27 protein-coding genes and 1 pseudogene are annotated in these 24,418 nt (G+C 61.0%); 14 read left to right on the top strand and 14 right to left on the bottom strand.

Features of this window, described 5'->3' with window-relative positions; genetic code table 11:
* Positions 1 to 25: 25 nt before the first annotated feature.
* The 4 genes from AB8A27_RS00805 to lgt form a co-directional block, all read right to left on the bottom strand.
* Positions 26 to 634 (bottom strand): hypothetical protein, encoded by a 609-nt coding sequence (locus AB8A27_RS00805; RefSeq protein WP_441240258.1) that lies wholly within the window; start codon positions 632 to 634, stop codon positions 26 to 28.
* A gap of 197 nt (positions 635 to 831) precedes the next feature.
* Positions 832 to 1,599, bottom strand: coding sequence for a peptidoglycan editing factor PgeF (gene pgeF / locus AB8A27_RS00800; protein ID WP_441240257.1), 768 nt, complete (start codon positions 1,597 to 1,599; stop codon positions 832 to 834).
* A complete protein-coding gene (locus tag AB8A27_RS00795) occupies positions 1,596 to 2,720 on the bottom strand; it encodes a class I SAM-dependent methyltransferase (RefSeq protein ID WP_441240256.1) in 1,125 nt (374 codons plus the stop codon). The genes pgeF and AB8A27_RS00795 overlap by 4 nt, the downstream gene beginning before the upstream one ends.
* A gap of 1 nt (position 2,721) precedes the next feature.
* The gene (lgt, locus tag AB8A27_RS00790; RefSeq protein ID WP_441240255.1) at positions 2,722 to 3,573 is read right to left on the bottom strand and encodes a prolipoprotein diacylglyceryl transferase; all 852 of its coding nucleotides are present in this window, start codon (positions 3,571 to 3,573) and stop codon (positions 2,722 to 2,724) included.
* A 186-nt stretch (positions 3,574 to 3,759) separates the two neighbouring features.
* Between lgt and AB8A27_RS00785 the strand changes: the two genes are divergently transcribed.
* From AB8A27_RS00785 to ychF, 4 genes are all read left to right on the top strand, one after another.
* Complete coding sequence (locus tag AB8A27_RS00785) at positions 3,760 to 4,011, top strand: accessory factor UbiK family protein (protein ID WP_089261793.1); 252 nt, start codon at positions 3,760 to 3,762, stop codon at positions 4,009 to 4,011.
* Between the two features lie 239 nt (positions 4,012 to 4,250).
* Positions 4,251 to 4,943, top strand: coding sequence for a 50S ribosomal protein L25/general stress protein Ctc (locus AB8A27_RS00780; RefSeq protein WP_092139004.1), 693 nt, complete (start codon positions 4,251 to 4,253; stop codon positions 4,941 to 4,943).
* A 21-nt stretch (positions 4,944 to 4,964) separates the two neighbouring features.
* Positions 4,965 to 5,588: an aminoacyl-tRNA hydrolase gene (gene pth / locus AB8A27_RS00775; RefSeq protein WP_115033951.1), complete on the top strand. Its 624-nt coding sequence runs from the start codon at positions 4,965 to 4,967 to the stop codon at positions 5,586 to 5,588.
* Between the two features lie 9 nt (positions 5,589 to 5,597).
* Entirely contained in the window at positions 5,598 to 6,695 is a 1,098-nt protein-coding gene (ychF, locus tag AB8A27_RS00770; protein ID WP_441240254.1) for a redox-regulated ATPase YchF, read from the top strand.
* A 48-nt stretch (positions 6,696 to 6,743) separates the two neighbouring features.
* On the opposite strand, the gene AB8A27_RS00765 is transcribed toward ychF, so the two are convergent.
* Positions 6,744 to 7,055, bottom strand: a complete 312-nt coding sequence (locus AB8A27_RS00765) for a DUF4282 domain-containing protein (RefSeq protein ID WP_092138998.1) — start codon at positions 7,053 to 7,055, stop codon at positions 6,744 to 6,746.
* Positions 7,056 to 7,233: 178 nt separating this feature from the next.
* On the opposite strand from AB8A27_RS00765, the gene AB8A27_RS00760 reads away from it, so the two are divergent.
* The 3 genes from AB8A27_RS00760 to AB8A27_RS00750 all read left to right on the top strand — a co-directional run bounded on the left by AB8A27_RS00760 (position 7,234) and on the right by AB8A27_RS00750 (position 8,453).
* Entirely contained in the window at positions 7,234 to 7,692 is a 459-nt protein-coding gene (locus AB8A27_RS00760; protein ID WP_441240253.1) for a MaoC family dehydratase, read from the top strand.
* Between the two features lie 9 nt (positions 7,693 to 7,701).
* The gene (locus AB8A27_RS00755; protein ID WP_441240252.1) at positions 7,702 to 8,184 is read left to right on the top strand and encodes a MaoC family dehydratase; all 483 of its coding nucleotides are present in this window, start codon (positions 7,702 to 7,704) and stop codon (positions 8,182 to 8,184) included.
* Positions 8,185 to 8,309: 125 nt separating this feature from the next.
* A complete protein-coding gene (locus AB8A27_RS00750) occupies positions 8,310 to 8,453 on the top strand; it encodes a hypothetical protein (RefSeq protein WP_170849743.1) in 144 nt (47 codons plus the stop codon).
* 355 nt (positions 8,454 to 8,808) lie between these two features.
* Here the strand turns inward: AB8A27_RS00750 and AB8A27_RS00745 are convergent, their stop codons facing one another.
* The 4 genes from AB8A27_RS00745 to AB8A27_RS00730 form a co-directional block, all read right to left on the bottom strand.
* Positions 8,809 to 9,249, bottom strand: a complete 441-nt coding sequence (locus tag AB8A27_RS00745) for a hypothetical protein (RefSeq protein WP_092138991.1) — start codon at positions 9,247 to 9,249, stop codon at positions 8,809 to 8,811.
* 170 nt (positions 9,250 to 9,419) lie between these two features.
* Complete coding sequence (locus AB8A27_RS00740; protein ID WP_441240251.1) at positions 9,420 to 10,316, bottom strand: hypothetical protein; 897 nt, start codon at positions 10,314 to 10,316, stop codon at positions 9,420 to 9,422.
* A gap of 121 nt (positions 10,317 to 10,437) precedes the next feature.
* Positions 10,438 to 10,869, bottom strand: coding sequence for a nuclear transport factor 2 family protein (locus tag AB8A27_RS00735; protein ID WP_371421185.1), 432 nt, complete (start codon positions 10,867 to 10,869; stop codon positions 10,438 to 10,440).
* Positions 10,870 to 11,062: 193 nt separating this feature from the next.
* On the bottom strand, positions 11,063 to 11,338 hold the full coding sequence (locus tag AB8A27_RS00730) for a hypothetical protein (RefSeq protein ID WP_441240250.1): 276 nt from the start codon (positions 11,336 to 11,338) through the stop codon (positions 11,063 to 11,065).
* 146 nt (positions 11,339 to 11,484) lie between these two features.
* On the opposite strand from AB8A27_RS00730, the gene AB8A27_RS00725 reads away from it, so the two are divergent.
* Positions 11,485 to 11,664: a hypothetical protein gene (locus tag AB8A27_RS00725; protein ID WP_089261775.1), complete on the top strand. Its 180-nt coding sequence runs from the start codon at positions 11,485 to 11,487 to the stop codon at positions 11,662 to 11,664.
* Between the two features lie 88 nt (positions 11,665 to 11,752).
* On the opposite strand, the gene AB8A27_RS00720 is transcribed toward AB8A27_RS00725, so the two are convergent.
* A complete protein-coding gene (locus tag AB8A27_RS00720; RefSeq protein ID WP_441240249.1) occupies positions 11,753 to 13,072 on the bottom strand; it encodes a dicarboxylate/amino acid:cation symporter in 1,320 nt (439 codons plus the stop codon).
* A gap of 198 nt (positions 13,073 to 13,270) precedes the next feature.
* Here AB8A27_RS00720 and AB8A27_RS00715 point away from each other — a divergent pair, with 198 nt between their 5' ends.
* Positions 13,271 to 14,293 (top strand): S1C family serine protease, encoded by a 1,023-nt coding sequence (locus AB8A27_RS00715; RefSeq protein WP_441240248.1) that lies wholly within the window; start codon positions 13,271 to 13,273, stop codon positions 14,291 to 14,293.
* A 7-nt stretch (positions 14,294 to 14,300) separates the two neighbouring features.
* Here the strand turns inward: AB8A27_RS00715 and AB8A27_RS00710 are convergent, their stop codons facing one another.
* Positions 14,301 to 15,005, bottom strand: a complete 705-nt coding sequence (locus tag AB8A27_RS00710; RefSeq protein ID WP_441240247.1) for a GrlR family regulatory protein — start codon at positions 15,003 to 15,005, stop codon at positions 14,301 to 14,303.
* Between the two features lie 212 nt (positions 15,006 to 15,217).
* On the opposite strand from AB8A27_RS00710, the gene AB8A27_RS00705 reads away from it, so the two are divergent.
* The 4 genes and pseudogenes from AB8A27_RS00705 to AB8A27_RS00690 all read left to right on the top strand — a co-directional run bounded on the left by AB8A27_RS00705 (position 15,218) and on the right by AB8A27_RS00690 (position 18,030).
* Positions 15,218 to 16,027: an ABC transporter substrate-binding protein gene (locus AB8A27_RS00705; RefSeq protein WP_441240246.1), complete on the top strand. Its 810-nt coding sequence runs from the start codon at positions 15,218 to 15,220 to the stop codon at positions 16,025 to 16,027.
* 528 nt (positions 16,028 to 16,555) lie between these two features.
* Positions 16,556 to 16,801, top strand: a pseudogene (locus AB8A27_RS00700) (transposase); the annotation flags it as partial.
* A gap of 53 nt (positions 16,802 to 16,854) precedes the next feature.
* On the top strand, positions 16,855 to 17,322 hold the full coding sequence (locus tag AB8A27_RS00695; protein ID WP_441240245.1) for a hypothetical protein: 468 nt from the start codon (positions 16,855 to 16,857) through the stop codon (positions 17,320 to 17,322).
* Between the two features lie 102 nt (positions 17,323 to 17,424).
* The gene (locus AB8A27_RS00690; RefSeq protein WP_441240244.1) at positions 17,425 to 18,030 is read left to right on the top strand and encodes a hypothetical protein; all 606 of its coding nucleotides are present in this window, start codon (positions 17,425 to 17,427) and stop codon (positions 18,028 to 18,030) included.
* Positions 18,031 to 18,290: 260 nt separating this feature from the next.
* On the opposite strand, the gene uvrB is transcribed toward AB8A27_RS00690, so the two are convergent.
* The 3 genes from uvrB to AB8A27_RS00675 form a co-directional block, all read right to left on the bottom strand.
* Positions 18,291 to 21,200, bottom strand: a complete 2,910-nt coding sequence (uvrB, locus tag AB8A27_RS00685) for an excinuclease ABC subunit UvrB (protein WP_441240243.1) — start codon at positions 21,198 to 21,200, stop codon at positions 18,291 to 18,293.
* 40 nt (positions 21,201 to 21,240) lie between these two features.
* Positions 21,241 to 21,633, bottom strand: coding sequence for an EF-hand domain-containing protein (locus AB8A27_RS00680; protein WP_441240242.1), 393 nt, complete (start codon positions 21,631 to 21,633; stop codon positions 21,241 to 21,243).
* A 108-nt stretch (positions 21,634 to 21,741) separates the two neighbouring features.
* Entirely contained in the window at positions 21,742 to 22,806 is a 1,065-nt protein-coding gene (locus AB8A27_RS00675) for a hypothetical protein (protein ID WP_441240241.1), read from the bottom strand.
* Positions 22,807 to 23,145: 339 nt separating this feature from the next.
* On the opposite strand from AB8A27_RS00675, the gene AB8A27_RS00670 reads away from it, so the two are divergent.
* Positions 23,146 to 24,408: a hypothetical protein gene (locus AB8A27_RS00670; RefSeq protein ID WP_441240240.1), complete on the top strand. Its 1,263-nt coding sequence runs from the start codon at positions 23,146 to 23,148 to the stop codon at positions 24,406 to 24,408.
* Positions 24,409 to 24,418: the final 10 nt, after the last annotated feature.

Raw genomic sequence — 24,418 nt, 5'->3', positions numbered from 1 at the left:
GGCCTCTACTTAATGTGAACTGAAGTCAGCGCGTCTCGGCAAATGCGGTGGCTCGCACAGGCAATTCATCGGTGCTGGCGATGGCGGGTCCGTCGCCACGCGGCGCGGACGGCTGCTCGCCGGGCGTGGTGCCATTGATCATGCCATTGAGGCCGGTGAGCCCCGCCTGCGCGATCCGCCGCAAGACAAGGTCATCGGCAGTGGCCCAGGCATCGCGGCCGCCTTTGCCGGCCTGTTCCTCGCCCGACAGGCGTAAAGCGCGATTCTGGTCGCGGTCATAGACATCCCACACCCAGGCGATCGAGGTCTGGCCGCCGCGAACCTGGGCCGCGAGATAGCTGCGGACCCGGAAAGCCGCGCTGTCCTTGCGCGACACAACCGCAAGGTTGCGCAGGCGCGCTTCACTATCCAGCAGGTTGACCATGCGGTCGAATACCTGCGGCGGGGGCCCGTCGATGGACTCGAATGCGACCGTAGGGCCGGTGGGGGTGGAGAGGCTGGCCTGCGCATTCATGGCGCCGCCTGAATTGGGGACATTGGCGCAGCCGGCAAGCCCGAACGCTACGGTCAGCAACAGCGCAGCCTGGATCAGGCGCGGTCTGGCTCGATCGGTCGTAAGGGCAGAAAATCGCATAGGGCGTCCCGACTACCGTCCGTTGGCCGCAAGCGGCACCGGACAGGTCGAGCGATATCGTTAAAATGCGTTAAGGTCTAGGGCAGCGCGGCCACAGGTCTTTCCAGGGTGACCGAAATGGTCACCGCTCCCCGACAATTCACGTTCAGTTTGAGGCAGTTCGGCCGCGTTAAGGATAACGGCGCGTCAACGGCGGGTTACCGCTCGAGCACGATGGCGTGGATCTGGCGGCCATAATCCGGCTCCTTCCGATGCACCGACCGGCGATAGCTGAACAGGTTGTCGTCGGGATAGGTGTCGATGCCGGTGTCATCGATGAGGGCAATGCCGGCCTGCTCCAGCCGCATCCGGATGAATCCGCCGAGGTCGAACATGGCATGACCGGCGCGGGTCGAGGGAATGAAAAACCGGGCGAAGCCAGCGTCGGCCTGTGTGAAGCGCTCGACGAATTCTGCGCCGACCTCATAGCTTGGCTGGCGGATCAGCGGACCGATGGCGACCACAATGTCGGAACGATCCGCGCCGAGCTTTTCCATCTCCGCGATCGTGGCTTCGAGCACACCGGTGAAGGCGCCCTTCCAGCCGGCATGGGCGGCACCGATGACGCGGGCCTTGGGATCTGCAAACAGCACCGGTCCGCAATCGGCCGTCGTGACGCCGAGCGCCAGGCCCTCTACCTTCGTGACCATGGCATCGGCGCGCGGGCGCGATGCGCCGTCCCACGGCACGGTGGCGACGGCGACGTCAGGCGAATGGACCTGATAGGCGGTGAGGAAGTGCAGGGAATCGACGCCCATCTCTGCCGCCATACGCCGGCGGTTCTCCGCCACATGCGCGGGATCGTCGTTCGATCCGAGTCCGCCATTGAGGCCGGCATAGATGCCTTCGGAGACGCCGCCGTCGCGTGTGAAGAACGCGTGGCGCAGGCCCGGAATGGCTGACAACAGAGACGATGTGAAAGTCATGGTTTCGGGGCCTCGATGCCGGTGTCGTCGCTCAGCGCTACCAGCGTGTCGATATTGGGATCGGAGATGCCGACGACCTTGAACATCGAGCCCATGCCGCCGCGGCCGCTGTCAATCAGGCGTTTCAGCGCGCCGGAAACGGTTTCCGATACTTCCGGCGTGGCCTTGGCCATAAGGGTAAGCGCGCGTGTCTCGATGCCGAGGCGCTTGAGGAACTCGCCCTGCGTCACCGGTCCATGGACGCGTGCGCCGATATCCTCTGCCGCGCGGCTGAGCGCCTGGAAATCCACATGCGCGGTGATATCGGCCTGGCCGGGATTCTTCAGCGGATCGGCATAGCTGTGCTGCGCGATAGCCTGCAGGGTGTCGCCGGCATCGCTGCGCACATGGCCGTAATCGATGATCAGAGCCGCGCCGCCTTCGTCGCGGACGCGGCTGGCAATCTTCATCATCTCGGTATCGGGACGCCATTCGAACACGGCGCCGACCGGTGCTGCACGCACCAGTGGCGGCAGCAGCACGTCGAAGCGCGGCAACGGATCGATGGACGCGCTGAAGATCAGCTGTCCAGTGCTGTCGATATCCACCATGCGCTCGTGCCAGCCGTTTTCGCGTTTCACGGCCTGATGGATCGGCAGCACGTCGAAATATTCATTGGCGAGGATGATCGACGGCCCCGCGGGCACGGTCTCGATACTGTCGTGCCAGGTGATGTTACGGGCGCCGGACAGCGTCGCCTTCTGCTTCTCGCGCAGCACCGGATTGATTTCGATAAGATGCACGTTGAGCGCCTGATACAGCGGCGGCAGCACGCGCAGGGCACGGAGCGCGTCGGCCATCATGGTGCCGCGGCCGGGGCCAAGTTCGACCAGGTGCAGGAAGGGCGGTGCGCCGATCGCGCGCCAGACCGAGGCCGACCACAGGCCGAGCAGCTCGCCGAACATCTGGCTGACTTCGGGCGACGTGGTGAAGTCGCCCTCGCGGCCGAGCGGATCGCGGGAAATGTAGTAGCCGTGTTGCGGATGGGTCAGGCACAGCTGCATGTAGCGCCACACCGGCATCGGTCCGGTGGACTTGATCAGGCGCTTGATTTCATCCTGTAGCGGCGATTGGTCGGTCACATCAGGCCTTCTTGCCCGGACTCAATTCGAGCGATGCCTGCGGCTTTCGCCAGGCGCGCACCATCAAAACGAGTCCCACAAATATCATCGGCACGGAGAGCAGCATGCCCATGGTGAGCCCACCCCACAGAAATCCGAGTTGCGGGTCCGGCTCGCGGAAGAATTCGCCGATAATGCGCGCGACCGCATAAAAAAAGATGAAGGCGCCGAGGATCAGGCCAGGCCGCTTCAGCGCACCAGCCCGGATCATCAGGGCCAGAATGAGAAACAGCCCGATGCCTTCGAGGCCAGCTTCATAGAGCTGGCTGGGATGGCGTGGCAGCGGCCCGCCATTGGGGAACACCATCGCCCATGGCACGCTGGCGTCGGCGTGGCGGCCCCACAATTCGCTGTTGATGAAATTGGCGAGGCGTCCGAGCAGCAGCCCGATCGGGCCGACGGCGCAGGTGATGTCGCCGAGCGACAGGACTGACAATCCGCGCTTCCAGCAGAACAGAAACACGGCAAAGACGCAGCCCATGAAGCCGCCATGGAACGACATGCCGCCCTTCCAGAGTTCGAAAATCTCGGCGGGATGGGCAATGAAGAAATCCAGATTGTAGAACAGCACATAGCCGGTGCGGCCGCCGACAATGATGCCGATCGTCACCCACAGGATGAAGTCGTCGAAATCCAGTAGCGAGATCGGCGACGGGCCGCCCCACAGCTTCGTGCTTTTGATCAGTGCACGGGCATAGATCCAGCCCAGCACGATGCCGCCGATATAGGCCAGCGCGTACCAGCGAATGACAATCGGGCCAATCGCGATGGCGACCGGATCGAAAACGGGGAAGGCGATGGTCAGGAATGGCATGTGGTGGGCTTACGGCTCCCGATGCCGCCAGTAAAGCATTGGCTTGTGACGAATTAAGGGACTTCCGCAGTTGTGAACGCGAAACGCAGGCGATACTTGAACTGCGCGGCCGGGATCGCCATTGTCGATCCCGGGGATCGCCAATTGCGATCCAGCGTGTTTGTTCATCCGACCGGAGTTCTTGCCATGACCCAGACCAACAATCGGTTCTTCGACGAGATCGGCCGCCTGATGAACGATGCCGCCGGCGCGGCCCAGGGCGTCAAGCGCGAGGTCGACACGGTTGTGCGTAACCAGGCCGAGAAGATCCTGCGCGACCTCGATATCGTGAAGCGTGAGGAGTTCGAGGCGGTCAAGGACATGGCGCGGCTTGCCCGCGAGGAGAACGAGGCGCTGAAGGCCCGGATTGCGGCGCTGGAAGCCAAGCTGGGCGGATAAGCGGAGTTCCTGCGAGCGGCTAGGCGGCTGCCGGTTAACACCCGGCCTGCATATGACGGTGAAACGGCTCCTGGGCGGTCCGGCAGGCGCAGAAAAAGCCTGTCATTTCCTTGTCTTTTTGGCGTTTCGGCGGTAGAAGCCGCTCACGTCCGCAGCCCCCGCACCCCTGGAGGCTTGCTGCAACGTGAAAACGGGCCGCATTGCGGCCTTTAACTTTTTAGAAAACAAGGACTTACACGATGGCGACCGTCAAGGAATTGAAGGCGACCGCACGTCCGGTGAGCGGCAAGGGGGCCGCACGGGCAGAGCGTCGCGCCGGCCGGGTTCCGGCTGTGATCTATGGTGACAACAAGCCCCCAGTGGCGATTTCGCTGGATGACAAGGAACTCCGCCTGCGCATCCAGGCTGGCCGGTTCCTCACCACGATCTGTGACATCGAACTCGAAGGCAAGAAGCACCGCGTGATTCCGCGCGACTTCCACCTCGATCCGGTCAAGGACTTCCCGCTTCACGTCGATTTCCTGCGCCTCGGTGAAGGTGCGACCATCCGCGTCAGCGTTCCGCTGCACGTGAACGGTGGTGAATCCGCTCCGGGCGTGAAGCGTGGCGGCACGATCAACATCGTGACCCACACGATCGAACTCGAAGCCGAAGCCGACAGCATTCCTCAGTATCTGGAAGCCGACGTCAGCCAGCTCGATATCGGTTCGTCGCTGCACATCACCGACATCAAGCTGCCGAAGGGCGTGAAGACGCTGGCCCGCGATGCCGACCTGACCTTGGTCACCATCGTGCCGCCGTCGGGCTACGGTGAAGAAGCCGCGACCCCCGCAGCTGCTGCCGCGGCTGCTCCGGCTGCTGCTGGTGCCAAGGCTCCCGCTGCCGGCGCGAAGGCTCCGGCTGCCGCCGCCGCTCCGGCGAAGAAGAAGTAATTCGGCGCGGAGCTCCGCGTCATGCTTCTCTTTGTTGGACTCGGAAACCCTGGCGCCAAATACCAGGGCAACCGGCACAATATCGGGTTCATGGTTCTCGACGATATCGCGCGGCGTCACGGTTTTGGACCGTGGCGCCGTCGCTTTCAGGGCGAGACCTCGGAAGGCACGCTGGCTGGCGAGCGCGTCATCCTGCTGAAGCCGATGACCTTCATGAACGAGTCCGGCCGCTCCGTACAGGAAGCGTCCGCCTATTTGAAGATTTCACTCGGCGACATCGCCGCGTTTCACGACGAACTCGAACTGCCATTCGCGAAAGTGCGCGTGAAGGTCGGCGGCGGCATTGCCGGACATAACGGTTTGCGCTCGATCTCCGCGCATGTCGGCAACGACTATCGGCGCGTTCGTCTTGGTATCGGACATCCCGGTGCCAAGGAGCTGGTGCATAATCACGTGCTGAGCGATTTCGCCAAGGCCGAACGACCTCAGCTCGAAGCGTTCAACGATGCGGTGTCCGACCATGTCGGTCTGCTGGTCGGTGGTCAGGACTCGTCGTTCCAGAACAAGGTGCATCTGGCGATGCAGGCCAAAGGTTTCACGTCGAAAGACGACAACGGCTCCGCTGAGAAGCCGTCGAAGAATTAGGACAGGGTCATGGGATTCAAATGCGGGATCGTCGGACTGCCGAATGTCGGCAAATCGACGTTGTTCAATGCGCTCACGGAAACCGCTGCTGCGCAGGCTGCGAACTATCCGTTCTGCACCATCGAACCGAATGTCGGTGAAGTCGCTGTGCCAGACAAGCGGCTCGACAAGCTCTCCGAGATCGGCAAATCGCAGCAGATCATTCCGACGCGCCTGACCTTTGTGGACATCGCGGGCCTGGTGAAGGGCGCCTCGAAGGGCGAAGGTCTTGGAAACCAGTTCCTCGCCACTATTCGCGAAGTCGATGCTGTCGCCCATGTGGTGCGTTGCTTCGTCGATGACGACATCACCCATGTCGAAGGCAAGATCGATCCGCTCGCCGATATCGAGATCATCGAGACCGAGCTGATGCTCGCCGATCTGGATTCTTGCGAAAAGCGCATCGACAACCTGACCAAGAAGGCCAAGGGCAACGACAAGGATGCCAAGGAGCAGCTCGATCTGGTCCAGCGCGCCCTGGTGCTGTTGCGTGACGGCAAGCCGACGCGTGGCCTCGAGCGCAAGCCGGAAGAGGAGCGTGCGTTCCGCATGCTCGGCCTGTTGACGTCCAAGCCTGTTCTTTATGTCTGCAACGTCGAAGAAGGCGCGGCCAGCGAAGGCAACGAATATTCGAAGCGGGTTGCGGAGCATGCCGCGAAAGAAGGCGCCGTCGCGGTCGCGATCTCAGCCAAGATCGAATCCGAAATCGCTACGCTGTCTCGCGAAGAGCGCACCGAATTTCTCGAGACGCTCGGTCTTGAAGAAGCCGGTCTCGATAAGCTGATCCGTGCCGGCTATGCGCTGCTGCACCTCATCACTTATTTCACCGTCGGCCCCAAGGAAGCGCGCGCCTGGACCATCACGCAGGGCACCAAGGCACCGCAGGCCGCGGCCGTCATTCATACGGATTTCGAGAAGGGCTTCATCCGCGCGGAAACCATCGGCTATGACGACTATGTCAGGCTTGGCGGGGAAGCTGGCGCACGCGATGGCGGCAAGCTGCGGCTGGAAGGCAAGGAATATGTCGTCGCCGACGGTGACGTGCTGCATTTCCGCTTTAATACCTAAGTGTCTTGGCCCCGCTCCTCACATGATCGAGGAGCGGGGCTCAAGCGCTTAATACTGCTGGTGCTGACCCAGCGTCTGCCCCTGATCCCTTATCGCGCCGAGATGTTCGTTGATGCGAAACACGATCAGAACGAACTCAGCCGCAATGCGCGCGAAAATGATGCCGACGATCACGCTGGCGAGGCTCGACATCACGAGGATGAAGCCGCCGAACGGGCTTATGGCCATTGCGGCGAGACCGGAGAAGATCCCGGAGATGCCGAACAGAATGATCAGTGCGATCACCAGCCAGTAGAACGTCTTGATGATTGTGGGTGTGATGAAACGGTCCCACTGAAACAAATCCCGAAATTCGAACATCGGTGAAATCCCCCGCCCGGTAGATGTATGACAAATTCAATCGCATCGATAAACGGCTTCAAATATCCCGGCCCGACCACGTTGACGGGCAGGATCGCGGGAAAGCCATGCAAGCGACCGGGTTGAGATTGCTGCAAATAACGGCCACAATCAGGCTTCCTCGACGGCATCCCCCATTATGACCCTGACATTTGAAGATTTTAAGCCCGGCCATTTCGGCACATTTGGGCCGCGTCACATCACCCGCGACGAGATTGTTGCATATGCGCGGGAATATGACCCGCAGCCGATGCATCTTGATGAGGATGCGGCGAATGCCTCGATGCTGAAGGGACTTGCCGGTTCCGGCTGGCACATGTGTTCGTTGATGATGCGCATGATCTATGACGGGTTTCTGCACAAGAGCGCATCGATGGGATCGCCAGGGGTCGAGCAGATGCGATGGCTCGCGCCATTTCGCCCTGGCGACGATCTGACGCTGGATGTCCAAGTGGTCGAAGCGCGCGCATCACAAAGCCGACCGACTTTGGGCATTGTGAAATTCAAGTTCAGCATGCTCAACGCCAAGGGGCAGACGATTTCCGAGATGATCACGCCCATCATGATCGGGCGGCGTGAAGCCGCCGCCGGGAATTAGGGTCGCAGCATGCGCTATCTGGAAGACATCCAAATCGGTCATCGCCGCGAACTCGGTTCGTTCACGTTCACGGCCGAGTCGATCAAGACGTTTGCCGAACAATTCGATCCACAGCCATTCCATCTCGATGAAGAGGCCGGTCGCAAGTCACTGTTCGGCGGTCTCGCAGCGTCGGGCTGGCACGTCGCGTCGGTCTGCATGAAGTTGCTGGTGGCCGACGGCCAGCGCGCAAAGGCGGAAGCAGAGGCGCGTGGCGAAGAGCCTCCAGTCGGTGGCCCATCGCCCGGTTTTCGCGATCTGCGCTGGATCCAGCCTGTTCTTGCGGGCGACACCCTGACCTATAGCAGCGAGGTTGTGTCCGTGCGGGCGACGGCGACGCGTCCGGGCTGGGGCATCTTGCAGTCGAAGAACGTTGCCGTTAATCAGCGCGGCGAGGAGGTCTACAGCTTCCTCGGTTCGGTCTTCCTGCCGCAACGGGGCGACGCGGCTTAACCATTTCAAATTTTATCGAGGGAACCCTGGCTCTGTTAAGGGGTTCTGAACCTTGTGAGCGTGATCTGCGACACACGGGTATGACGACTGAGACGACACTTCGCAGGACGATTTTGGGGACGACAATGGCTGACCGCACCGGATTGAAATTTGTGGGCTTCATCTTTGCAAGCGTGACGCTTGCGGTGATGCTGGCCACTTGCATGGTGGTCAAGGGCTATGCCGATGGCGCCTATACGCTCGAGAGCAGCGCGGTCGTCAGCGAGTAATTTTTACGATTTGCTAACCAGACCCGCGCCGAACTGCGCGGGTTTTTTCGTGAGTGGGGTCGATGATGATGACCTCAGCGACTCCAGGCCCAGGCGAGCAGCGCCACAGCCACCAATAGCAATCCGACAAAACGCAAGATAATAGTCCCCATCCTGGGCGCGTTGCTGCGCGCCGGAATGGGATCGGTTTTGTTCGGCCGAATGGTCTCCACGGATTGATTCCCCCAAAAGCAGTTCACGGATGCTGCGTAGCCGTTGGTCGGGAACAAAACGAATAAAGTTCAATTGAACGGGGTCACGAAAAAGCCGCCGCCCTTTCGGGCGGCGGCTTGTGATTCGGGCGATCCAGTGCGGATCAGTCGTGACGCAGACCGTCAGCGGTACGCTTCCACTGAGCGACATTGTCGGCGATCAGGCGGGTCGACTTCATTGCGGCCTGGCTGAGCTGGGCGTAGCCAGAGATCTCGCGCTGAACGCGCTGGCCTTCGGCGTGGAGCAGGTCGCGGAGACTCTCCAGTTCGGAAACCAGTTTCTCGATCTCACCGAGCGAGGTGCCGGCGACACGCTGGATCAGCGAGTTGACGCTGTTGACGGTCGCTTCGGTGGTTGTTTCCAGCGGCGCATCGGTGCTGCTGCTGGTCTCGCTTGAATTGTTCACCATGCCAGGCACCGGACGACGGAGGTAAGCGATATCGTTGCGCACGAAGTCGCGGATGCCCGCTTCGACTTCAGACACAGCGGCGAGGTTGCTGTCGTCATCTTTGGCTTCTGTCTGTTCTGAACGAATGGCACTCATCAGCTCTTCCTTGTTTGCGTGAAGTGAACTTCACAGTGAGCGAGCGCGGTCCCCCGCATGACAAATTTACGTGTACATCTGCGCAGTGGATTTTGACGAGATCGCGGCGAATATGCGGCGGGGCGCCGATCTTTGCCGGCAATCATCTGGCAAAGTGTATTAAAACTTACTTACCAACTATGCTTGAAGCCGGCCGAGAACGTTTTGTTGGTCACGCCCTGAACAGTCTCGCTGATCGATCCGGAGACGTTGACGCCGCCAAACAGCTTCTGCTCGGCACCGAACTTGCGCAGCCATTTGTCGTCGGTGGTTGCGAGCGATTGTCCGGCGATGAAGCTGGTGCCGGTATCGGTGATGTTGAAGCGTGCGAGCTGGTCGGTCTCATAGCTGCGCGTCGGGCGACCGTTGTAGCCAATGGCCGGAATATTGCCTTGCTGAATCACGTTGTAGCCGCTCTGCAGCGTCAGTGAATACTGATCGCCGGCAATGGGTACCGATTTGCTGAGCGAAGTGCCGAGTTTGGTTTGATCTGCACCCGGATCGACGCGCGCTTCGATCGCCGTCTTGTCCCAGATCGAACCCACACCGGGAGCAGTCGCTGCCGCCCAGGCGGTGCCGCCTGATTGGGCCTGCGCCGTGCCGTCGCCGAATTGATTGCGATAGGCGTCAGCTGCGCTGCGCGGCGCGGTCTGCCGCGCCACATTGATGTCGGCGCCGACGCGGGTATCCCAGAATGGCGTGACCGACTGCTTGACCGAGAGTGCGGACGCGCCGTTGCTCTCATTGTTGGTCCAGCTCGACGACGGGCTGCCGACGATCAGTGACGAGCGCTTTTCGCGGAGTGATGCCTTCGCCGTCGGCGAATCGTCGGTATTCAAGAGGCTCCAGTCGGGTTCCGGGGTGTCAGCAGGAGGAGTGGCGGCCGTGTCGACCTGCTCTATTTCGCCGGGAGGCGGCGCAACGTCGACGAGACCGCGCCACGGATTCTGCGCGTGAGCCGGAAAGGCAAACGCGGTTCCACCGAATGCTGCGATGAGCGCCCAATATGCCGGTTTGATTGAAGCCATCGTGCCACTGCCCAGCAAGATCGCGGATCGATTGGCACATAATACCATCAGGCCCGGCGGAATTGTGGCGTCGCAACATTTCGCTGGGGATGAACGTGGCGATGGGCAATCGCCGCGCTGATCAGGCGATCTTCGGCAGATGGATGGGGCGGCCCAATGCCTGTTCGACGAGGTCGAACGTATCCACGACCACGCGCATACTGGTCAGGCGCCCGGCCTTGAACTGGGCGAATTGCGCCAGCCGCAGGCTGATGGGGCGGTTCGAATCCAGCGCGGTCAGCGAGAAGCGCATCATGGCGGAGCCAGACTCATCGCCGAGGATCATCGACTCCCGCTCGAAGCGATGCACCCGTACATTGTCGGCGATCTGCTTGCAGACATCGAGCACCGCGGCTTTGCCGTGGCGCGCACCGAGAAACGGAAACATATCGATCGGCCCGTAGACCGCCCACTCGATATTGTCGTCGATGATGTCAGCGAGGTGGTCGAGCTGGCGTTCGTTGATGGCGCGATGCAACGCGCGTGAGAAACGCCAGAGGCTATGCTCTGTCATTGGGATAATCCTGAAATGGCTGAAAACTCTTGCGCGCCGGGGCAACGTCGCCGGGGCGGTCCGCACAAATTGCTTGGTGCGTTGAGTAATATAATTTCGCTAAAATTCAACCGATTATTTTGCAATGCACAAATGTTCGTGGTGAGGATCTGCTCACCAAAACGTTAAGCTGCATTATGGCGCCGGCATAACCTTACCGGTAGGATTGATCGCGCTCTTGCAGGGACAGCCGCTCGACGGCGATATCGGTGTTACGGGCGGCCATGATGCCAAACAGCAGGGCCCCGCCGACGGCGCCGAGAAGTGCGCCAATGGGCATGAAGGTGAAAAACACCAGCATGGCGCTGTAGCCCTCGAAATTGCTGGTCTTGAACAATTCGACCCAGGCGACGCCGGCTCCGATCCCCACAGCCGCTCCACCGAGCAACCCCAGAACCAGACCCAGCAAGATCAGCAACGCGATTTTCATGCAGCGCCCCCACTCAACATTGTTTTATGCGTCAAACAACGGCGCCAGAAGGTTCAACGGCGGGCGGCGATTTCATGTGTCGGGGCTGGTTAAGGAACGCTGTTTGAGCAGCTGCGTTGCTCTCGACCTGCAAGGGGAGATTCCCGATGACCAAGCACATCCAGCCCGTTCCCGAGGATAACTGCAGCGACAAGGGACCCGGCAGCGCGCCAAAGGTCACGCTCGATAACACCAAGGGTCATCGCGACGACGAGAAGCACAATATTCGCGAGCAGGCCGCGCACGGCAATCTCACGCAGAACACCAGCAACCGCCGTTCGGGGTGATCGCAATGCGGCGGGCGGTGTCTATATCAAAGGAATGCCAGTAAACCCGGCCACGCTGATGCCGGATCGGGTGTCCTGAATAGAGCGATCAGGCGGCCGATTTTTCCGGCAGTTCTTCCAGCGGGCGGTGCTCCATCTCTTCGCCGAAATCGATGGGATGCAGCAGCGCCTCGTGGAGCTGATGGCGATCGAGTTCGCCTTCCCAGCGGCTGATGACGATGGTGGCGACGCCGTTGCCGATCAGATTGGTGAGCGCGCGGCATTCGCTCATGAACTTGTCGATGCCGACGATGATGGCCAGCGCGGTGATCGGAATATCGGGGATGATCGACAGCGTCGCGGCCAGCGTCACGAAGCCCGCACCTGTGACGCCCGATGCGCCTTTCGATGTCAGCATCGCGACGCCCAGCACCGCGGCCATCTGGCCGACGGTGAGATGCGTGTTGGTGGCCTGCGCCAGAAACAGCGTGGCGAGAGTCATATAGATATTGGTGCCGTCGAGATTGAAGCTGTAGCCGGTCGGGATGACGAGGCCGACCACCGGCTTCGATGCGCCCAGGGCTTCCATCTTGGTGATCATGCGCGGCAGCACGGTCTCGGACGACGAGGTGCCGAGCACGATCAGCAGTTCGTCCTTGATATAGCCGATGAAGCGCAGGATCGAGAAACCGAAGGCGCGCGCGATGCCGCCGAGGACCAGCAATACGAACAGCACCGACGCCAGATAGAAGGTGAAGATGAGATAGCCGAGATTGACGAGGGCGCCGAGGCCGAACGAACCGATGGTGAATGCCATCGCGCCAAAGGCGCCGATGGGCGCGAGCTGCACGATCATGCCGATGATGCGGAAGAACATCTTGCCGGCGAGATCAACGCCTTCGGCAATCTTTTCGCCGGGTTTCCCCATATGCGAAATAGCAAAGCCCGAAAGGATCGCGACCAGCAGCACCTGCAGCAGATCGCCTTTGGCCAGCGAGTCGAAATAGGAGGTCGGAATGATCGCCATCAGATGGGTGACAAAGCTTTCCTCCTTGGCGCGGGTGACATAGCTGGCGACGGATTTCGCGTCCAACGTGGAGGGATCGATGTTGAAGCCGGCGCCGGGCTGCAGGAAGTGGCCGACCAGCAGGCCGATCAGCAGCGCCAGGGTGGAGACCGTCTCGAAGTAGAGCAGCGTCTTGCCGCCGATGCGGCCGACCTTGCTCATGTCGCCGATCGAGGCGATGCCGTGAACGACAGTGCAGAAGATCGCCGGCGCGATCATCATCTTGATCAGCGCGATGAAGCCGTCACCGAGTGGCTTCAGGGCCTTGCCGGCATCCGGATAGAAGTAACCGACTGTCACGCCGATCGCGATCGCGATCAGCACCTGGATATAGAGAACGCGATACCAGGGTTGCTTGGCCATCGTGGTTTCTTCCCTTGAAAAGCGCTCATCACCATCGACAGCCGCGCTGGAAACATAGGGGTGGTTAGCTGTGGCGTAAAGTCACGGCTTGAACAGAGCTGCGGTTAAACCGCGGCGCAGCCCCGCCATGTCCATCGTGCATGCGGCACTTGCGGTGGCGCGCGCCGGGCCCATTTGAATCACAAAGGAACCACCGTCATGCTTGATATCACCGAACATCCCTTCGATGACGATTCCGCGACACCGGTCGCTGCTGCAGCGCCGAACGATGCGGCGCTGCTCGATGCCTATTCGAACGCCGTCATCGATGTCACCGAACGCGTCGGCCCGGCGGTCGTGCGCGTCGAGACCGGAGCGAAGGCGCCCAACGGGCGTGAGCGCGGCGGGCTCGGCTCGGGCATCGTCATCTCGCCCGACGGCCTCGTGCTGACCAACAGCCATGTCGTCGGTAATTCGAAGCATATCCGCCTGCGCGATACCGAAGGTGTCGTCACTGATGCGCGCGTGCTGGGCGCTGACCCCGATACCGATCTCGCTCTTTTGCGGGCCGATGGCGCGCGCGACCTGCGTTATGCCGGGCTCGGCAATTCCAAGAATCTGAAGCGCGGCCAGCTCGTCGTTGCCATCGGCAATCCGCTCGGCTTCGAATTCACCGTGACGGCCGGCGTAGTCTCGGCGCTCGGCCGTTCGATCCGCTCGGTGAGCGGGCGCTCCATCGAGGACGTGATCCAGACCGATGCCGCGCTCAATCCCGGCAATTCCGGCGGCCCTCTGGTATCGTCGGGTGGCGAGGTGATCGGCATCAACACCGCGATCATCCAGGGCGCGCAGGGCATCTGCTTTGCGGTCGCCAGTAACACCGCGCAATTCGTGCTGTCGGAGATCATCCGTCACGGCCATGTCCGCCGCGCCTTTATCGGCGTGTCCGGCCAGACTGCGCCGATCCCGCGGCGCCATGCTCTGCTCGCCGGTGTGGAGAACACCATGGGTGCGCTGCTCGACCAGATCGATCCCGATGGTCCCGCGGCGAAAGCTGGCCTGCTGCCCGGCGATGTCGTGATCGCGCTCGATCACGTGCCGGTGAATGGCGTCGATGATCTGATCCGGATTCTGGATCGTGATCGCATCGATCGCGCGATCGAGATCGATGTGCTGCGGATGGGACGGTTGCGGACGATCGATGTCCACCCCGTCGAACGCAGGATGCTGGCGCGCGCCTAACGACGCGTCAGGCTTTGTGCAGCAGCGACAGCGTAGCCTTCAGGCGCAGGCTTCGCTTGCCGGCGAGCGCGGTGGCTTCGAATGCCGCGCCGCTGTCGTTGCAGCTTCCGGAGAAGCCGATGCCGACTTCATAGCCTGCGAAGATCGACGTCTCGCCGGCCAGCGGCGTGTGCTCCTGATTGACGATCTCGCCCTTCCAGCGGCCGTCGGCCGAGCCATAGGCGCCGAGATAATAGAAGCGCGCGTCGCCGCCGAGGATGCGCCCGTCGAACAGCAACATCACGCCGGTCAGCCCGTCCTCGACGCCGTCCAGCGTCTGCAGGCGAATGGAATAGAGGCCGTTGACGATGCCGCCTGCGCCCACGGCGCCGGTGGCGGGGAAGTCTTCCTCGTCGAGCCGCGTCATTTTCGACTGGAAGGCTGGCCCTTGGCCTTGCGCATCACCGCCGGTGAACCTGTAGTTCTTGCCGTCGTACACGCCGCGGACGCGGATCGCGCCGTCGTCGTTGCCGTAGAGCGTGCGAAACTGCGATCCGACCTGATGGCGCTGGCCGTGGATCACCGCGTGGATGGCGTCGCCGATTTCCTCATAGGTGCCGACATGGGCAAAGGCGGTGTTGCCGCCCAGCATGCGGCCGTCCTTGCAATACATGACGCTGCGGCCGACCACGTCGCCCGCCTGGTATTCGCATTTGTAGAAACCGTTGAACACTTAAAGCCACCCGTTGCGCCAACGGACATGAGTGTAGACGGTCGCGCAGTGCGGGAGAAGGAGTTCCCCGGATCGCATAACAGCCATCCCGTCCGCTGGCCGAACGCGGGTTAGCATACCGGGCCGATCACGCTGTCGTTGGCGGGGCAGGTCGCCGATTGTCGCGCGGCGGCTTTGCGGGCATGGTCGCGCCGAAATCGGGGAGGCCGGCGATGCGATTATTGCGATGGATGGTGCTGTTCATGACGGCCGCGTTGCCCACTTTCGCCCAGTCCGCGCCGCCGCCCGAAGTGCTGCGCGATCTCGCGCCCACCGGAAAGCTCCGCGCCGCGATCAATTACGGCAACAGCGTCCTCGCGCAAAAGGGCCCGGACGGCGCGCCGCGCGGCGTCTCCGCGGATCTGGCCGCCGAGCTGGCGAAGCGCCTCGGCGTGCCTGTCGACTACGTGCCTTATGAAGCCGCTGGCAAGGTGTTCGAGGGCGCCAAGGCCGGCGCCTGGGATGTCGGCTTCATCGCCATCGAGCCGGTGCGCGCGCAGGAGATCATCTTCACCGCGCCCTATGTGATCATCGAGGGCACTTACATGGTCCCGGTCAATTCGCCGCTGAAGACTGTCGATGACGTCGACAAGGACGGCATCAAAATGTCGGTCGGCCTCGGTTCGGCCTACGACCTCTATCTCACCCGCACCATCAAACATGCCACCGTGCTGCGCGCCGATGCCGGCGGCGGCAGCGCGATGATCCGCAAGTTTCTCGACGAGAAGCTCGATGCCGCCGCCGGCGTGCGCCAGCAGCTCGATGCCTATGCCAAGGATCATCCGGAGATGCGCGTGATGTCCGGGCATTTCCAGGAGATCCAGCAGGCGATGGCCATGCCGCGCATTGCCGACAGACCGCGCACGGCTGGTGTCGCTTTTCTTGCCGCCTTCGTCGAGGAGATGAAGGCGTCGGGCTTCGTCGCCGACGCGCTGAAGCGCAGTGGCCAGGTCGCCGACGTCGCGCCGCCAGCGGGGAAGTAACGACGCGTGAGAAGCCCGCTATCGTTCGCTCGGATGTACATGTCAAACAGCCACGCGACATCGTTCTCGTGGGCGAAAGCCCCGAGGTGAGCTGTCGTTGTCCCCTCGAAAACTGAGGGGAATGGAGCGCCGCAAGGCGCACCTTGGGTAGTGTCGCCACATCCGGCTCGGCTGCGACGCCTCGCCTTCTGCAGCGCAACGCCTTGCGGCGCTCCATCACGGCGATTTCTGTTCCAGGGACCGTGCTTCCGGGTACTGGGCAGGACTAATAAGTCCTCCGTTCCGGACAGGCTTTCGCCTGCCTTCACCCGCACCCGTCCAGCCGTTTCCGGCGCAGCCCCGTAGTGGGCCAGGACGGTGACCCCGGACCTCCCGAGTCCGTGCTTGCGAGGCACGTCCGCAGGCGCCGTATCCTGCTCCACTCCGAAAGCGCCCTCGAGAAGCGCCCCTCATGAGCAGGACGGAGAGGGGTATATAGTCTTATAGGAATACTGTCAAGGCGGACGTTCGAACGAGGCCAGCATCGTCGGCCGCGAGTATGAGAATGCGGCTGGCTTCACCACGAACAACGTCGAAAACTTCTTCGGCGTGTTCAAGCGCGGTATGCGCGGCACGTACACGTTCTGCGGTGAACAATACGTGCAACGCTACTTGACCGAGTTCCAGTTCCGCTACAACAATCGCTCAGGCTTGGGCGTTAGCGATGGAGAACCGACGGCGAAGGCTCTCAAAGGTATCGAGGGCAAGCGCCTGACGTACCGGCCAGCTAACTAAACTTTCTCATAAGAAGCAGGCTGCAAAGCGCTTCAGGGCTTGGAGGAAGCGTTATGATAAGCGAAGCGATGGCGGGAGCTAGCGCGCTCAAGACTGCGTTCGACATGGCGAAGGCCTTGAAGGACATCAGTGACGCGACCATCAGGAATGCGGCTGTCATAGAGTTGCAAGAAAAGATCCTCTCCGCACAAGAGGCGCAATTTGCGCTGGTTAAGCGCGTAGACGAACTTGAAAAGCAGGTGACTTCCTTCGAAGGAAAGAGAAGCCAAATGCAGCGATACCAGCTTAAGGATTACGGAGCCGGTTCGTTCGCTTACGAACTGAAAGAATCGGACGCAAACGGCGAACCAATTCATCGCGCGTGTGCCGCTTGCTATCAACAGGGACATGTAAGCATCCTGCAATTTTCGCATAATTCAAACGGACAAGACTGGTACGACTGCAAGCAGTGCAAGAACAACCAGCACTTCGGCGCTCGCATTCCGTATCGAAGCCATTATTCCGGCGGCAGCGACTTCTGAGGACGCGGAGTCTGTTTCTTCTTAGGGGGCTTTTTCCTTACCTTCATATCCTCATGCGGCTCTGGCTTCATGCGCACGAGCGAACCCATCAGGCGCTTGGTCATGTCTAAATCGTCTTTAGAGCCCCCTATTTTGCAAAACGATCCTCTTTGGTTTCCTTCAAGAAATCGGTTCGACTTTAACCCCGCCGTCCCAGATCGCCAATTATGGGCTATCGGAATGGTGGCAGTTCAATGGGGGATGCTGGAAACCCTCATTGACATGGAAATTCGAAAATTCATCGAGGGCGACGACGAACTACTGTCTCAATACAAGAAGGTAAGAAATCTGAGAGATACGCTAGACCTCTTTCAGAGCCAGATTGAACTCAAATCGCCGGAGCCGTTGCGGTCAAATGCAGCGATCTTCGTCGGTCGCATTCGAAACGTCGCCTCCCAGCGCCATCAGGTCATGCACCGGCTCTGGGGTGGCGGGATGTCGGAGGATTCTTGGAACAACCCAGGCAACCTTTACCCCGAGACGGATGGAGCGCTCCTACGCCAAAGCGGCGATAAGCCAAAAAAGACAAAATCAGAGGATGGCCGAGCCAACATCCATTGGGCGCTAACATTCAACGGGATCAGGAAAATAGCGACCGACATAGCGACGCTAAACCGCGACATTTCTATGCTTTTTTCGCCGCCGCTTGAGCCGCCGCCCGCCGCATAGCGACGTAAATATCAGACACCATATCGAATTTGGAAAGAGTCGCGTCTGTCTTGCTCTGTTCCTTGTAGTCCGAGAACGCCATCACCCCAGCCATCAGCACCGCCTCCGTAGTCTCCTGACGGATCGTTGCTTCATCTATGGAATCCGCGCTGCCCTGTCGGGTTAAAAATTTCTAGTTGGCCTGCGTTCGCGGCTCGCCCCTCTGCCGTGAGGGGGAGGGGATATCGCTGTCCGCTTGTGTGGCTAGGAGAAGAGCGTAGCTACCGCTTCTTCCATCCACCCCGATGCCCCGGTGCGCCGCCTGAGCTTCTCGGCGCCGGCCCGAATTCCGGGCCGGACTCGCGTGAGTTGGTGGGCTGGAAAATCTTGCTCTCCACGCCCGGACCCATCTCGTCCAGCGTCGGCTTGCGCGCCTTGCTCGCGTATTTGCCGCGCGCCTTGCCTTGCGCGGCCTTGTCGAGACGCGCGGGCAGGTTGGCGGCATCGCCATATTTCTTCTCACCTTTGTAACCGCCGCCGCGTGCGGTGACGCCGCGCTGCTTGACGGTGGGGTCGTCGACTACGGCGAGTTCGGTGGCGCGGAGGCGCTTGACCTCGTCGCGGAGCCTTGCGGCTTCCTCGAAGTTCAGGTCGGCCGCGGCCTCGCGCATCCGCACTTCCAGATCGGCCAGCACGGTTTCGAAATTATGCCCGATGGTGATGGCGTCTTCGGCCATGCCGCCGCCGATATCCACCAGCACGCGGTCACCTTCATAGACCGAGTTGAGGATGTCGCCGATCGACTTCTTCACGCTTTCCGGCGTGATACCGTGCAGCGTGTTGTATTCCATCTGCTTCTCGCGGCGGCGATCGGTTTCGGCGATGGCGCGCTGCATCGAGCCGGTCATCTGGTCGGCATAGAGAATGACGCGGCCATCGACGTTACGCGCAGCGCGGCCGATGGTCTGGATCAGCGACGTCTCCGAACGCAAGAAGCCTTCCTTGTCGGCGTCGAGCACGGCAACCAGCGCGCATTCGGGAATGTCGAGGCCTTCGCGCAGCAGGTTGATGCCGACCAGCGCGTCGAAGGCACCGAGGCGGAGGTCGCGGATGATCTCGATACGCTCGATGGTGTCGATATCGCTGTGCATGTAGCGCACGCGGATGCCCTGCTCATGCAGGAACTCCGTGAGGTCTTCCGCCATGCGTTTGGTCAGCACGGTGATCAGCGAGCGGTAGCCCGCGGCCGCGGTGGCGCGGACTTCGCCGAGGAGATCGTCGACCTGGGTGCGGGCCGGGCGGATATTGATCGGCGGGTCGATCAGGCCGGTGGGGCGAATGACCTGCTCGACGAACACGCCGCCGGATTCCTGCAGCTCCCAGCCGGACGGCGTTGCCGACACCGCGATCGATTGCGGGCGCATCATGTCCCATTCCTCGAAGCGCAGCGGGCGGTTGTCCATGCAGGAGGGCAGGCGGAAGCCATATTCCGCCAGCGTCGCCTTGCGGCGGAAGTCGCCTTTGAACATGGCGCCGATCTGCGGCACCGAAACATGGCTTTCGTCGGCGAAGACCAGCGCATTGTCGGGGACATATTCGAACAAAGTCGGCGGCGGTTCGCCGGGGCGGCGTCCGGTGAGATAGCGCGAATAGTTCTCGATGCCGGCGCAGCTACCGGTGGCTTCCATCATTTCGAGATCGAAGGTGGTGCGTTGTTCGAGGCGCTGGGCCTCGAGCAACCGGCCCTGATTGTGCAGCTGGTCGAGACGCCACTTCAGCTCTTCCTTGATCGACTTCATCGCCTGGATCAGCGTCGGCCGCGGCGTCACGTAATGCGAGTTGGCGTAGATCTTGATGAATTCGAGTTCGTCCTGCTTGTGGCCGGTGAGCGGATCGAACTCCTCGATGCTCTCGACGGTGTCGCCGAACAGGTTCACGCGCCAGGCGCGGTCTTCATAGTGGGCCGGGAAGATGTCGATGACGTCACCGCGGACGCGGAAGGTGCCTCGGGTGAAATCGTGCTGGGTGCGCTTGTATTGCAAAGCGACGAGGTCGGCGATGAGCTGGCGCTGATCGATGCGCTCGTCCTTCTTCAGCGCGAAGGTCATCGCGGTATAGGTTTCCACCGAACCGATACCGTAGATGCACGACACCGAGGCGACGATGATGACGTCGTCGCGCTCTAGCAGTGCACGCGTCGCCGAATGGCGCATGCGGTCGATCTGCTCGTTGATGGACGAGTCTTTCTCGATATAGGTGTCGGTGCGCGGAACGTAGGCTTCCGGCTGGTAGTAGTCGTAATAACTGACGAAGTACTCGACCGCGTTGTCGGGGAAGAAGTTCTTGAACTCGCCATAGAGCTGCGCGGCGAGCGTCTTGTTCGGCGCCAGAATAATGGCCGGGCGCTGCGTCGCCTCGATCACCTTGGCCATGGTGTAGGTCTTGCCGGAGCCGGTGACGCCGAGCAGAACTTGAGTCCGGTCGTTGCGGTCGATGCCCTCCACCAGTTCCTTGATCGCGGTGGGCTGGTCGCCTTTCGGCTCATATTCGGATTTCAGCTCGAAGCGCACGCCGCCTTCGGACTTCTCCGGGCGCGGCGGACGGTGCGGCGTCCACACTTTCTGCTCGCGGAATTCCGGACGGCCGTCGCGGATCAGCGCGTCAAGCGCATCGGCCGTCGCAGCGACGCCGAGCGCTTCCATCTTGTTGCGCGGCGGCCGCGCCGTCAGCGCTTCGGCGTCTTCTTCCTCGGTGGTGAAGCCAAGCTGCTTGGCCAGTTCCGGATCTAGCGTCGGGATCGAGGCCGAGGTGTTGTAATTGGCCTGCGGCGCTTCCTCGAGACCCTTCTGCTCGCTCAGCCGCGGCGCATAGGGCGCGACAACCGGCTGTGGAAACGGCTGCAATGGCGTCGGGCGCATGCCCTCGTCGCCGTCAAACTTCTTCGGCGTCGACTTGCGGGCGCGATGCACCGCGGCCTCGCCGCCGGAGCGGCGCTCGAAGGAATTGGTCGGCGGTGGCTGCAACCCGGTGCCCGAGCCCATGCCGGCATCGCCGCGATTGATCGCGGGATTCAACAGCTCCGCCAGCGCAGGCCCGATCGGTTTGACCTCTGGACGGCCGGCGCTAGGCTTGGCGGCGGGTGTCTTGACTGATTTTGCGGGCTTTTTCGGAGAGTCGGGTTTCTTCGCCATGGGTCGAATATGGGGCGAGTCCGATGGCGATAAAAGGGCCCTACTTGAGCAGCTTCAACAGCTTCTTGCCCGCTGGCGTGGCGAATTCCCTGGCATCGATGGTGCCGTCATTATCGGGATTTGCCGCGCGGAACCGCGTTTCCACCACGGCGAGATATTCCGCCTTGTCGAGCGTGCCGTCATTGTCCGGATTGGCAGCAGCGAATTCGCTCTTGCTCATGCGGCCGCGTAGTTCCCGGGCGTCCAGCGTGCCGTCCTTGTCGCGGTCGAGCAGGTCGAACAATTTGCCGGCGGCGGCCTTGGCCTCGGCCATGTCGACGGTGCCATCCTTGTCGGGATCGAGCCTGACGAGGAAGCTGGCAGCGTTGGCTGGCAGCACGACGGCAAGTGACAGGGCCAGCGACAACAGAACGGTCCGACGCGACAACGCCATGGCAGCCTCCCTTGAATGCTATCCTTGATTGCAAGGATGCCTGAAGGGAATGGTCGGTTCAAGGGATGAGACTTGCCGTCGTGCTTTCTGCCTGCAGGGCCGGCCTCGTCAAACCTGTCCGGCGACCGGTTCCGCCCGCAGCCGCTTGAGCGCTTCGGGCAGGCGCGCATCGACCCAGGCGCCGATGGCGTGCTGGTGGCGATGGACATACAGCCCCAGCGCAATGATGCCGATGCCGATCAGCGACAGTGCGAACGGGAACAGCATCGAGTCCTTGAAGATCTTCTCGGCGAGGTCGCCGAGATAGATCGCAATGCCAATGGTGCCGAACACCGCGAATACCCGCCGTGACAGAGCGACGGAGATCAGCAGGAAGCCGATGTTCAGCAGGCAGTATAGCGCCTTGTCGAGATTGGTGCCGTTCGACGTGGCGCTGATGCCGCCCCAGAATGTGAGCACGCCGAACAGATAAAGCCAGAATGCGAAATCGCCGCTGCGCTGGCGCAGGTTGACGATCACCGCAGCAACCAGAATGCCGAGGCCGAACCAGATGGAAATCTTGCGCGACATTTCCCAGCTGCCGTAGCTGGTGCCGGTGATCCACGGCACGACGTCCATCGACAGGAACCACAGCGCGACCGCCATGATGAAGACGATGAAGGGAAAGCGATAGAAGTGCAGTGCCACGATCGCTGCGGCGATGGTGGCAAGCTCCATGAAGACGAAGCTGCCCTTGATCCAGATATAGAAATCGCGCATCGCCGCCGGCTTGCCGAACTCAGTCCATGCGCCGTAAGCATCCTGGATGCCGAACACGGCAAGCGGCGTCATCGCCACGGCAACCGCGATCAGCAGTCCGCCCGGCGTGCGCAGCTTCTTGACCGTCCAGAGATAGTGTCCGGCAGCGGTGAACAGGCCGGCATAGACCAGCGCAGTGGCGGTCAGCGCCGCTCCACCCATTTGCGAAAACGCCAGCGTCGAGAACAACCCCATCGCTGATATCACCACCAGCGCGCCGGCATACCAGAGCAAATGCACGACATCGAATTTGGGCCCGGCAGCCGGCTGTGCCGGCGCACGCGCAGCGAGGAAAGCCAGCAGGGCGTCGAGCTGCGTGGAAGGAAGCACGCCGGCTGTCACAGCCGCGCGCAGATCATCGGTCGAATATCGCATGCATTCTCTCCGCAACGCGCCATTCGACGCCGAATACTGGCCGTTTGTCGCTTCCGCAGGCCGAAGCGTTCAATGGCCAAAACCGATCGCCGCGAGACGACAACGCCCGCGCGGCATTGCACTTGAACAATACAGGCCCGGTCGGTGAGTCGTCTTCCTCGACGACGCGAGGGGCGCCGCCGCGCTGCTTTCGGCGCGCAAATGGACATTCAACCCAAGGGCGATTGATGTGGATAAATCAATCAAAAGAAATGACCTGATAAATATCAACTACTGGATGCATCGCGAATCTGGCGAGCTTTACCCCATTACAAATCGAAGATTTGCTTGGGGGCGATCATGTTTTCAAGATTCGCGACGCGCTTTACTGCGCGAATGATGGCGCTTGTTCTGGTGGCGTCAATGCTGACGGGGTGTGCGGAGATCAATCGAAGAGGGGGGATCGTCGCGCAGGGCGAAGATTATGTTCTCTTCGTTGCAAACACGAAAAGCCACAGGTTGTTTCGGTCATATTTGTTGGTTGGTGTGTTGCTGGCCGCCGCGCGGCAAGCCGGTCATAACGAAGCTGACAAGCTCGCTATCGAAGCAAATATGAGGGCTGCGGTGGAAACGGCCTATGAAGCCTACCATTGCCTCTATCCCGATACGAGCACGAAAGTCGTGGTAACGGACAACACGGTTGCAGCGATCGGTACGCTTGAAGCCGCAAGATTTACACTGCCGGCGGTTTGCCAGTTTTTCGATGAGAAGATGGCGAGATTGGACTACGCGCTGTTCAGACTCGCGCTGACGACGCTCTTCAATGCCGAAAGCAACGCATCACTTTCCGAAATTCGTGACAAATTGATGGGGAAGATCCCGGTCGTTTCGGACTCAGTGAAAGCCGCCATTCACGCAACCAAGGCAGTCAATCAAGCAACTTCCCTGGTCGATGATCTTCTTAGTCTGAGCTTTTCCAGCGCTGGCCCGGTTCTCACCTTGCTGCCACTTTATCGAGACTCGCTTGAACTCAACATGTGGCTGATCATCGACAATCTTACGAAGCGGTGCCAGCTGACACCGGTGATCGTAACTCCCGGGCCTGATGGATATTATCCAGCCAGCTATGCCATGGCGCCCGGCGAAGTTTGCGGCACCCTGGCATATGCGCTGCAAATTATGAACAACGGGAATGGAGATCTTCGCCTATGGCGCGACTTCGTGTGGAACATGAACTACGCGACACTCGCCATTGAAGCATACACTCCACATTTCTTCCTTGTGACGAAGCTGATGTGGCGGTCGTGTCAAAACTTGCTGGGCGATACGACCGAGTATGTGGTCAATCCCACTTCAAAGAACAAATGTCAGACTGCGTTGAATCAAGCTTTGGCCAAAGCTGCGTTTGAGGCTGACCTTGTGCCGGGCGAGGGCGGACGGTTGTACAGCGCGTCGCTTGAACGCCGACAATATCTTGCCCGACTACGGTCCCCAAGAAATCCTTCGCTGTTGTCCGGTCGACCTTCAAATACGCCCGATGTGCGTAACACGGCAAAGCCTGCAGAAGGAGATTTGAGTCCAACTGGATCTATCGGGAAGCCGAAAGAGGTGGAATCTCGCTAGGCGTGAACAG

This window comes from Tardiphaga sp. 768_D3_N2_1 (genome assembly GCF_052076105.1).
GTDB lineage: Bacteria > Pseudomonadota > Alphaproteobacteria > Rhizobiales > Xanthobacteraceae > Tardiphaga.
The sequence above is the reverse complement of the archived record's forward strand: the minus strand, read 5'-3'. Positions and strand labels throughout refer to the sequence as shown.

What these genes read in the sequence shown, in the direction of transcription:
- AB8A27_RS00755 (WP_441240252.1), top strand. Translation starts at nt 7,702, where the DNA reads ATGCGCTATCTGGAAGACATCCAAATCGGTCATCGCCGCGAACTCGGT.
- uvrB (WP_441240243.1), bottom strand. Translation starts at nt 21,200, where the DNA reads ATGGCGAAGAAACCCGACTCTCCGAAAAAGCCCGCAAAATCAGTCAAG.
- AB8A27_RS00705 (WP_441240246.1), top strand. Translation starts at nt 15,218, where the DNA reads ATGCGATTATTGCGATGGATGGTGCTGTTCATGACGGCCGCGTTGCCC.
- AB8A27_RS00750 (WP_170849743.1), top strand. Translation starts at nt 8,310, where the DNA reads ATGGCTGACCGCACCGGATTGAAATTTGTGGGCTTCATCTTTGCAAGC.
- AB8A27_RS00720 (WP_441240249.1), bottom strand. Translation starts at nt 13,072, where the DNA reads ATGGCCAAGCAACCCTGGTATCGCGTTCTCTATATCCAGGTGCTGATC.
- AB8A27_RS00765 (WP_092138998.1), bottom strand. Translation starts at nt 7,055, where the DNA reads ATGTTCGAATTTCGGGATTTGTTTCAGTGGGACCGTTTCATCACACCC.
- AB8A27_RS00740 (WP_441240251.1), bottom strand. Translation starts at nt 10,316, where the DNA reads ATGGCTTCAATCAAACCGGCATATTGGGCGCTCATCGCAGCATTCGGT.
- AB8A27_RS00745 (WP_092138991.1), bottom strand. Translation starts at nt 9,249, where the DNA reads ATGAGTGCCATTCGTTCAGAACAGACAGAAGCCAAAGATGACGACAGC.
- AB8A27_RS00695 (WP_441240245.1), top strand. Translation starts at nt 16,855, where the DNA reads ATGATAAGCGAAGCGATGGCGGGAGCTAGCGCGCTCAAGACTGCGTTC.
- AB8A27_RS00690 (WP_441240244.1), top strand. Translation starts at nt 17,425, where the DNA reads ATGTCTAAATCGTCTTTAGAGCCCCCTATTTTGCAAAACGATCCTCTT.
- AB8A27_RS00760 (WP_441240253.1), top strand. Translation starts at nt 7,234, where the DNA reads ATGACCCTGACATTTGAAGATTTTAAGCCCGGCCATTTCGGCACATTT.
- AB8A27_RS00715 (WP_441240248.1), top strand. Translation starts at nt 13,271, where the DNA reads ATGCTTGATATCACCGAACATCCCTTCGATGACGATTCCGCGACACCG.
- AB8A27_RS00735 (WP_371421185.1), bottom strand. Translation starts at nt 10,869, where the DNA reads ATGACAGAGCATAGCCTCTGGCGTTTCTCACGCGCGTTGCATCGCGCC.
- lgt (WP_441240255.1), bottom strand. Translation starts at nt 3,573, where the DNA reads ATGCCATTCCTGACCATCGCCTTCCCCGTTTTCGATCCGGTCGCCATC.
- ychF (WP_441240254.1), top strand. Translation starts at nt 5,598, where the DNA reads ATGGGATTCAAATGCGGGATCGTCGGACTGCCGAATGTCGGCAAATCG.
- AB8A27_RS00680 (WP_441240242.1), bottom strand. Translation starts at nt 21,633, where the DNA reads ATGGCGTTGTCGCGTCGGACCGTTCTGTTGTCGCTGGCCCTGTCACTT.
- AB8A27_RS00730 (WP_441240250.1), bottom strand. Translation starts at nt 11,338, where the DNA reads ATGAAAATCGCGTTGCTGATCTTGCTGGGTCTGGTTCTGGGGTTGCTC.
- AB8A27_RS00780 (WP_092139004.1), top strand. Translation starts at nt 4,251, where the DNA reads ATGGCGACCGTCAAGGAATTGAAGGCGACCGCACGTCCGGTGAGCGGC.
- AB8A27_RS00805 (WP_441240258.1), bottom strand. Translation starts at nt 634, where the DNA reads ATGCGATTTTCTGCCCTTACGACCGATCGAGCCAGACCGCGCCTGATC.
- AB8A27_RS00725 (WP_089261775.1), top strand. Translation starts at nt 11,485, where the DNA reads ATGACCAAGCACATCCAGCCCGTTCCCGAGGATAACTGCAGCGACAAG.
- pth (WP_115033951.1), top strand. Translation starts at nt 4,965, where the DNA reads ATGCTTCTCTTTGTTGGACTCGGAAACCCTGGCGCCAAATACCAGGGC.
- AB8A27_RS00670 (WP_441240240.1), top strand. Translation starts at nt 23,146, where the DNA reads ATGTTTTCAAGATTCGCGACGCGCTTTACTGCGCGAATGATGGCGCTT.
- AB8A27_RS00785 (WP_089261793.1), top strand. Translation starts at nt 3,760, where the DNA reads ATGACCCAGACCAACAATCGGTTCTTCGACGAGATCGGCCGCCTGATG.
- AB8A27_RS00675 (WP_441240241.1), bottom strand. Translation starts at nt 22,806, where the DNA reads ATGCGATATTCGACCGATGATCTGCGCGCGGCTGTGACAGCCGGCGTG.
- pgeF (WP_441240257.1), bottom strand. Translation starts at nt 1,599, where the DNA reads ATGACTTTCACATCGTCTCTGTTGTCAGCCATTCCGGGCCTGCGCCAC.